Below are 8256 nucleotides of genomic sequence, written 5' to 3'. Positions count from 1 at the left end.
ACGGGTGGGTCGGCGTCGGCGATCGGTGGGGCGCTGAAGACGTGCGCGATGGTGGTGCAGGTGGTGCACGACCTGGTGCGGGACACGTTGGCGTCGCTGGTGGGGTCGATCATCTCGTGGGCGGCCGAGGCGGTGTTCACGTTGGGGTTGGCCACGCCGGTGATCGTGGGGCAGGTCTCGACCCGGGTGTCGTCGTTGGCGACGAAGGTCGGCAGGTCGGTCACGGACGTGATCTCGTCGGCGAAGTCGTTGAAGAACCTGCTCGAGGCGTTGCAGGACGTGCTGCGCCGCCTGGCCTCCGGCGTGCGCGCCAAGCTCCCCGGCGCCAAGGCCCCCGACGCACCGCGGACGCCGTCGATGCAGCACTCGGGCGGCACGTACCGTCCGCGCCCGTCGTCACCCAGTCGCGCGAGCGAGTGGGCGGACCAGACCTACGACCTCTTCCGGCGCGACGCCGACCTCGCGGCAGACATCGCGCGCCACAATCCCGACCTCGCGCCGCACGACGTGGAGCGTGCGCTCCAGCACGTCCTGCACGACGAGCACATCCTGGGGACGGCGTACGGCGACCCCTGGGTCGGGCGGTTCGACGCCAGCGAGGACATGGCCGAGGCGTTCGTCAGGCTGCGCAGCGGCGAGGGAACCGATCTCGACCGGCTGCTGCTCCGACACGAGATCGAGGAGTCCGCCTACGCTCGTGCTCACCCGGGATCGACGTACGAGGACGCGCACGCGGCGGCGAACCAGGTCGCCAACTGGGAGAAGCGTCTGCGCGAGAGCCGAGGGGAGTAGCCGTGGCGGGGATGGCGTACGGGAAGAAGCTGAGCGAGGACCCGAGCGTCGTGCGATATGCGTTCGGGCCGTCGCCGAGCGAGGTGCACGGCGTCCTCGTGGTGCCGGTCGACGACGTCGACTCGTGGTACGTCGAGCAGGCCACCGATCGACCGACCTACGCCCGCTGGGTCTTCTCGAAGGTCTACCGGCTCTGGAGCAGCTCGGGAACATGGCCGGAGGACGCGCGGTTCTACTCCTGAGGGCAGTGCGGCGGTTCTCCTCGCGCCCAGTGTGGGCGACATCGCTTTGACGCCCTTCCGGGCGCCGGGTAACGTAGGACACCGTGCCCGCGCCGTCGGGCTCTCGCGCATGCACTCGGTGGACGCCTCCCGTTCTGGGATGGGCGGGTCCGGGAGCATCGGGTGGTTTCCCCCACCGCGCCGTCTCTCCGCCAAGGCAACCTTGCGGATCGCGGTGCGGAGGACCGGGGCGACACGCCCGGGCGCGGGGGTCGGTGCGGGACGTACGACCTCCGGGGTAGTCGCGCGACGGGCGACGAACCCCGACCATGCCGGCCGTCCAGGGTGACGGGTGCCGGTCGACCAGAGATTCATCCAACAGACGGAGACGTAGTGCCTACGATCCAGCAGCTGGTCCGCAAGGGCCGGCAGGCGAAGACGAACAAGTCGAAGACGCCTGCCCTGAAGGGCTCCCCCCAGCGACGCGGTGTGTGCACCCGCGTCTACACCACGACCCCGAAGAAGCCGAACTCGGCTCTCCGCAAGGTCGCGCGCGTGCGCCTCTCGAGCCAGGTCGAGGTCACCGCGTACATCCCCGGTGTCGGTCACAACCTGCAGGAGCACTCCATCGTGCTCGTGCGCGGTGGCCGCGTGAAGGACCTCCCCGGTGTCCGCTACAAGATCGTCCGTGGCGCGCTCGACACGCAGGGCGTCAAGAACCGCAAGCAGGCGCGTAGCCGCTACGGCGCGAAGAAGGTGGGCTGATGCCTCGCAAGGGTCCGGCCCCCAAGCGGCCGCTCGTCATCGACCCCGTGTACGGGTCGCCGGTCGTCACGCAGCTGATCAACAAGGTCCTGCTCGACGGCAAGAAGTCCGTCGCGGAGCACATCGTCTACGGCGCCCTCGAGGGTGTTCGTGAGAAGACGCAGGGCGACCCGGTCGTCGTGCTCAAGCGCGCGCTGGACAACGTCCGCCCGTCGCTCGAGGTGCGTTCGCGCCGCGTCGGTGGTGCGACCTACCAGGTCCCCGTCGAGGTGCGCCCCGTCCGCCAGACGACGCTCGCGCTGCGCTGGCTCACCGACTACTCGCGCGCTCGTCGCGAGAAGACGATGACCGAGCGCCTCATGAACGAGATCCTCGACGCGTCCAACGGCCTCGGTGCCGCGGTGAAGCGTCGCGAGGACATGCACAAGATGGCCGAGTCCAACAAGGCCTTCGCGCACTACCGCTGGTAATCCCGGCACCCACGGGCGCTGCGCCGCCGGTCCGATCCTCGGACCGGGCCGGTGGCGCCACCCAAGCCAACCGACAAGGGGCAACTCACGTGGCACTGGATGTGCTGACGGACCTCACGAAGGTCCGCAACATCGGCATCATGGCTCACATCGATGCCGGCAAGACGACGACCACCGAGCGGATCCTGTTCTACACCGGGGTCAACTACAAGATCGGTGAGACGCACGACGGCGCGTCGACGATGGACTGGATGGAGCAGGAGCAGGAGCGCGGCATCACGATCACGTCCGCCGCGACGACCTGCTACTGGCACGACAACCAGATCAACATCATCGACACCCCGGGCCACGTGGACTTCACGGTCGAGGTCGAGCGCTCGCTGCGCGTCCTCGACGGCGCCGTTGCCGTCTTCGACGGCAAGGAGGGCGTCGAGCCCCAGTCGGAGACCGTCTGGCGCCAGGCCGACAAGTACGACGTGCCGCGCATCTGCTTCGTCAACAAGATGGACAAGCTCGGCGCCGACTTCTACTTCACGGTGAAGACGATCGTCGACCGTCTCAAGGCCAAGCCGCTGGTCATCCAGCTGCCCATCGGCGCGGAGAACGACTTCATCGGCGTCGTCGACCTGGTCACCATGCGTGCCCTCGTCTGGCGCGGCGAGACCGCCCTGGGCGAGAAGTACGAGGTCGAGGACATCCCGGCCGACCTGGTGGAGAAGGCGGAGCAGTACCGCGCCGAGCTCCTCGAGGCCGTCGCCGAGACGTCCGACGAGCTGCTCGAGAAGTTCCTCGGGGGCGAGGAGCTGACCGAGGCCGAGATCAAGGCCGGCATCCGCCAGCTCACGGTCAAGTCCGAGGCGTACCCGGTCCTGTGCGGCTCGGCGTTCAAGAACAAGGGCGTCCAGCCCATGCTCGACGCCGTCATCGACTACCTGCCGACCCCCCTGGACGTCCCGGCTGTCGAGGGCCACGACATGAAGGACCCCGAGCTCGTCGTCGAGCGTCACCCCGACTCGACGGAGCCGTTCTCGGCCCTCGCGTTCAAGGTCGCGTCGCACCCGTTCTTCGGCAAGCTCACCTACGTCCGGGTGTACTCGGGCAAGGTGTCGCAGGGCGCCCAGGTGCTCAACTCGACCAAGAACAAGAAGGAGCGCATCGGGAAGCTCTTCCAGATGCACTCCAACAAGGAGAACCCGGTCGACGACGCCACGGCGGGTCACATCTACGCGTTCATCGGGCTCAAGGACGTCACCACGGGTGACACCCTGAGCGACCCGCAGCACCCCGTGGTGCTCGAGTCGATGACCTTCCCGGAGCCGGTGATCGACGTCGCCATCGAGCCGAAGACGAAGGGTGACCAGGAGAAGCTCTCCGTGGCCATCCAGAAGCTGGCCGAGGAGGACCCGACCTTCCGCGTCAAGCACGACGAGGAGACCGGCCAGACCGTCATCGGCGGCATGGGCGAGCTCCACCTCGACATCCTCGTCGACCGCATGCGTCGCGAGTTCAAGGTCGAGGCCAACGTCGGCAAGCCGCAGGTCGCGTACCGCGAGACGATCCGTCGCTCGGTCGAGAAGATCGACTACGTGCACAAGAAGCAGACCGGTGGCTCGGGCCAGTACGCGAAGGTCCAGATGACCTTCGAGCCCCTGGACCCCGCCGAGGGCGAGCTGTACGAGTTCTCGAACAAGGTCACCGGTGGCCGCATCCCGCGCGAGTACATCCCGTCGGTCGACGCCGGCATCCAGAGCGCGATGCAGCTCGGCGTCCTCGCGGGCTTCCCGCTCGTGGGCGTCAAGGCGATCCTGCTCGACGGTGCCGCGCACGACGTCGACTCCTCGGAGATGGCGTTCAAGATCGCGGGCTCGATGATCCTCAAGGAAGCGGTCCGCAAGGCCGACCCGGTTCTGCTGGAGCCGGTCATGGCCGTCGAGGTCCGTACTCCTGAGGAGTACATGGGTGACGTCATCGGCGACATCAACTCGCGCCGCGGCATGATCCTTGCCATGGAGGACGCGACCGGCGTGAAGGTCATCCGCGCGACGGTCCCCCTCTCGGAGATGTTCGGGTACGTCGGTGACCTGCGGTCGAAGACCCAGGGTCGCGCGGTGTACTCGATGCAGTTCGACAGCTACGCCGAGGTTCCTCGGAACGTTGCCGAGGAAATCATCAAGAAGACCCGGGGCGAGTAGTCCCACAGGTCGAACCCTGTAGTTCCATCACACAAACCGACCCGTAGGACGCCGCGTCAAGCGGCTACCGTCCGGTAGCCGCAGTACGTCGGCCAATCTCTACCAAGTCCTGAGGAGGACACCCAGTGGGCAAGGCGAAGTTCGAGCGGACGAAGCCGCACGTCAACATCGGCACCATCGGCCACGTCGACCACGGCAAGACGACGCTGACGGCGGCCATCTCGAAGGTGCTGCACGACAAGTACCCCGACCTGAACCCCTTCACGCCTTTCGACGAGATCGACAAGGCGCCCGAGGAGAAGCAGCGCGGTATCACCATCAACATCGCGCACGTGGAGTACCAGACGGAGAAGCGTCACTACGCTCACGTCGATGCTCCGGGTCACGCGGACTACATCAAGAACATGATCACGGGCGCGGCGCAGATGGACGGCGCCATCCTCGTGGTCGCGGCGACCGACGGCCCGATGGCCCAGACGCGTGAGCACGTCCTGCTCGCCCGTCAGGTCGGCGTGCCCTACCTGCTCGTCGCGCTGAACAAGACCGACATGGTCGACGACGAGGAGATCCTGGAGCTCGTCGAGGTCGAGGTGCGCGAGCTCCTCTCGGCCCAGGGCTTCGACGGCGACGACGTCCCCGTCGTGCGCGTCTCCGGCCTGAAGGCGCTCGAGGGCGACCCGATCTGGGTCAAGTCCGTCGAGGACCTGCTCGAGGCTGTCGACGAGAACGTGCCGGACCCGGTGCGCGACATCGACAAGCCGTTCCTCATGCCGATCGAGGACGTCTTCACGATCACCGGTCGTGGCACCGTCGTCACCGGTCGCGTGGAGCGCGGCAAGCTCAAGGTGAACGAGGAGGTGGAGATCGTCGGCATCAAGGAGAAGGCGATCAAGACCACGGTCACCGGCGTCGAGATGTTCCGCAAGCTGCTCGACTACGCCGAGGCCGGCGAGAACGTCGGTCTGCTCTTGCGTGGCACGAAGCGCGAGGAGGTCGAGCGCGGCCAGGTCGTCGTCAAGCCCGGCTCGATCACGCCGCACACCGAGTTCGAGGGCCAGGTCTACATCCTGGCCAAGGACGAGGGTGGCCGTCACAACCCGTTCTACGGGAACTACCGCCCCCAGTTCTACTTCCGCACCACCGACGTCACCGGCGTCATCACGCTGCCTGAGGGCACCGAGATGGTCATGCCCGGCGACAACACCGAGATCCACGTGAACCTCATCCAGCCCATCGCGATGGAGGAGGGCCTCGGCTTCGCCATCCGCGAGGGTGGCCGCACCGTCGGCTCGGGCAAGGTCATCAAGATCATCAAGTGATGCTCGCCCCTCGGGGCAGCTGATCTGCGGAAGGGCCCGGGAGCTTCGGCTCCCGGGCCCTTCTGCATGCCTGAGCGACCGGACGGGTGCACGCGGCCCGCCCGTGCCGGGCCCCGGCCGGCTCCTCTCGCCGACGGCGCCCGGTGTTCGTCGCGGCTCCCGGTGCTCCGGGCGCCGCGGCGCCTGGCTGGCGCCACGGACGACCCGCCGCCCCGGATCTTCCTGACGGATCCCGGGGCTCCGGCGGTCGGCTGCCGCCATGGACGGGTCGCAGGTCCGTCTCCTGTGGAGGGGGCCGTTCACGGGTGGGGCTCGCGTGGCAGCCTGCGCGTGTGGAGACCGACGACGACCTTGCCGAGCTCCTGGGGCGGGACTCCTTCCACGCCCGTGATGCGCGATCCGTCGGACTGTCTGCGGGACGGTTGGCTCGGGAGGTCGAGGCCGGATCGCTCGTCCGGATCCGACGAGGGCACTACGTGGGAGCAGACGCGTGGCACCGTGCGACCGACAACGAGCGCCACCGGCTCGTGGTCCGGGCGGCCGCCGACGACATGCCGGGATCCGTCTTCTCGCACGCGTCGGCCGCAGCGATCTGGGGTCTCCCGCTCATCGGCGCCCGAGCCCGCCCCGTCGAGGTCCTCACCCCGAGACGCAGCGGCGRCCGGTCGAAGCCGGGGACCGTCCGCCGGTGGACGACGTCGGAGCCGCGAGCCGTCGAGCTGGACGGCTGCGTGGTGACCGGATGTGCGCGCACGGTGGTCGACGTGGCGCGTAGCGCAACCTTCGTCTCCGGTCTTGCTGCCGCCGACGACGCGCTCCGGCGTCGGCTGGTGACGGCAGCAGAGCTGGCGGCGACCGTCGCCGAGCTCGGGCGCGTGTCCGGCGTCCGCGCGGCCCGGCGCGTCGTCGAGCACGCGGACGGCCGTGCCGAGTCGGTGGGCGAGTCGCTCAGTCGAGGCCGGATGATCGAGATCGGTGTCCCACGCCCCGTCCTGCAGCAGAAGCTCGGAGACGGCCACGGGGTGATCGGCCGCGTGGACTTCTGGTGGCCGGAGCTGGGCCTGGCCGGCGAGTTCGACGGGCGTGTGAAGTACCGGCTCGACGGCGTGGAGGACGGCCGCCCGCTCGAGGACCGCCTCTGGGCCGAGAAGGCCCGCGAGGATCGTTTGCGGGCCGCCGGCGTCCGGGTCGCCCGGTGGACATGGGACGTCGCGATGGACCGCCGACGGTTCGCGTCGCACCTGGCCCAGCACGGCCTCAGACCCGTCTGAGGAGATGCGCCTCGTCGTCGGCGGCGCCCGTTGCACGCGGTGGCGCCCGAAGTTACTGGCGCCACGAAGACGACCGGGAGCCGCGACCGCCCGTCCGCGAGCGGCTGGCGGTGGGCAGTGAGCGTGGGGGTTCGGGGCAGCCGGCGGCGCCGTTGGCCTCAGCCCGAGTCGGGGTAGCCGGCGACGCCGTCGCCGTCGAGGTCGAAGCACAGGCCGTCGGCCTCCTCGGCGCCGAAGGTCGCGAGACAGTCGGCGTACCCCTCGACGTACCGGAAGCCGCCGCCCTCCATGCCGGTCGCGTCCGTGCAGTCGGGGGACCCGTCCGCCGGGTCGCACGGTTCGCCGGGCGACGGGGTCGGCGAAGGAGACGTGCTCGCGGGCGTGGCGGCGGGAACCGGCGTGACGGTCGGCGCGTGCGCGGACGACGTCGGCAGGGGCGCGGTGCTCGGCGCGGGGGAGGCGCTCGGCTCCGGGGGAGCGGGCGGGGCCGTGCACGCGCCGAGCACGAGCACGACCGCGGCGACGCCGACGAGCCGGACGTGCAGACGGTGCATGGCCCGAACCTAGCGGGTGCGGAGCGGCCCGGGCCCGGTGCCTGTGCGCGAGATCACGCGGAAGTCGGGGCGGGGTGTGACCCAGGCGATTGGAGTTCCGCGGCGCACTCTGGCACACTGTTCAGGTTGCCTAGTCGAGGGCGGCGTGCTCGCGCGCGCTGCACACGACGGGGCTCGCACACGTGGACGGCGTCTGGACCCCGGGATCACCCGGTGGTTGACGCCCGACAACAACCACCGATCTTGTGCCGGACACGGTACGCAGCAGGGCGGTGTGTCGCGCCAAGCGACACGCCCGAGTGCGGGGGTCGGACGGGCCGGTTCCAAACAGAGGGAAGTAGAAGCGCCATGGCGGGACAGAAGATCCGCATCAGGCTCAAGTCCTACGACCACGAAGTCATCGACAGCTCGGCGCGCAAGATCGTCGACACGGTGACTCGCGCTGGTGCGTCGGTCGTGGGTCCGGTGCCGCTGCCGACGGAGAAGAACGTGTTCTGCGTCATCCGGTCGCCCCACAAGTACAAGGACAGCCGCGAGCACTTCGAGATGCGTACTCACAAGCGGCTCATCGACATCATCGATCCCACGCCGAAGGCCGTCGACTCGCTCATGCGTCTCGACCTGCCTGCGGACGTGAACATCGAGATCAAGCTCTGACGCTGGGAAGGAACT

Annotated in this window: 9 protein-coding genes; 8 read left to right on the top strand and 1 reads right to left on the bottom strand. The window is 68.9% G+C overall.

Annotated features, from left to right (window positions below; translation table 11 throughout):
• The 7 genes from AC1DQC_RS03485 to AC1DQC_RS03455 form a co-directional block, all read left to right on the top strand.
• Window positions 1-792 (top strand): hypothetical protein (locus AC1DQC_RS03485; RefSeq protein ID WP_477049823.1); only part of this gene is annotated, 792 nt, incomplete at its 5' end.
• A 2-nt stretch (window positions 793-794) separates the two neighbouring features.
• A complete protein-coding gene (locus AC1DQC_RS03480) occupies window positions 795-1034 on the top strand; it encodes a hypothetical protein (protein WP_477049822.1) in 240 nt (79 codons plus the stop codon).
• A 372-nt stretch (window positions 1035-1406) separates the two neighbouring features.
• Complete coding sequence (rpsL, locus tag AC1DQC_RS03475; RefSeq protein ID WP_013770160.1) at window positions 1407-1778, top strand: 30S ribosomal protein S12; 372 nt, start codon at window positions 1407-1409, stop codon at window positions 1776-1778.
• Window positions 1778-2248, top strand: coding sequence for a 30S ribosomal protein S7 (gene rpsG, locus AC1DQC_RS03470; RefSeq protein WP_028045072.1), 471 nt, complete (start codon window positions 1778-1780; stop codon window positions 2246-2248). Before rpsL ends, rpsG begins: the two co-directional genes overlap by 1 nt.
• A gap of 89 nt (window positions 2249-2337) precedes the next feature.
• Window positions 2338-4440, top strand: a complete 2103-nt coding sequence (fusA, locus tag AC1DQC_RS03465) for an elongation factor G (protein WP_477049821.1) — start codon at window positions 2338-2340, stop codon at window positions 4438-4440.
• Window positions 4441-4565: 125 nt separating this feature from the next.
• Complete coding sequence (gene tuf, locus AC1DQC_RS03460) at window positions 4566-5759, top strand: elongation factor Tu (protein WP_477049820.1); 1194 nt, start codon at window positions 4566-4568, stop codon at window positions 5757-5759.
• Window positions 5760-6235: 476 nt separating this feature from the next.
• The gene (locus tag AC1DQC_RS03455; RefSeq protein WP_477049819.1) at window positions 6236-7030 is read left to right on the top strand and encodes a hypothetical protein; all 795 of its coding nucleotides are present in this window, start codon (window positions 6236-6238) and stop codon (window positions 7028-7030) included.
• Between the two features lie 158 nt (window positions 7031-7188).
• Here AC1DQC_RS03455 and AC1DQC_RS03450 read toward each other — a convergent pair whose 3' ends face one another.
• Entirely contained in the window at window positions 7189-7584 is a 396-nt protein-coding gene (locus AC1DQC_RS03450; protein WP_477049818.1) for a hypothetical protein, read from the bottom strand.
• A 348-nt stretch (window positions 7585-7932) separates the two neighbouring features.
• On the opposite strand from AC1DQC_RS03450, the gene rpsJ reads away from it, so the two are divergent.
• Window positions 7933-8241 (top strand): 30S ribosomal protein S10, encoded by a 309-nt coding sequence (rpsJ, locus tag AC1DQC_RS03445; RefSeq protein WP_013117879.1) that lies wholly within the window; start codon window positions 7933-7935, stop codon window positions 8239-8241.
• Window positions 8242-8256: the final 15 nt, after the last annotated feature.

It is taken from the genome of Cellulomonas sp. P4_H12 (assembly GCF_056400905.1).
Note: the sequence above shows the minus strand (reverse complement) of the source record. Positions and strands in the feature narration are given on the sequence as shown.

Coding starts and splice junctions, on each gene's coding strand:
- rpsG (WP_028045072.1), top strand. CDS start 1,778: ATGCCTCGCAAGGGTCCGGCCCCCAAGCGGCCGCTCGTCATCGACCCC.
- AC1DQC_RS03450 (WP_477049818.1), bottom strand. CDS start 7,584: ATGCACCGTCTGCACGTCCGGCTCGTCGGCGTCGCCGCGGTCGTGCTC.
- rpsJ (WP_013117879.1), top strand. CDS start 7,933: ATGGCGGGACAGAAGATCCGCATCAGGCTCAAGTCCTACGACCACGAA.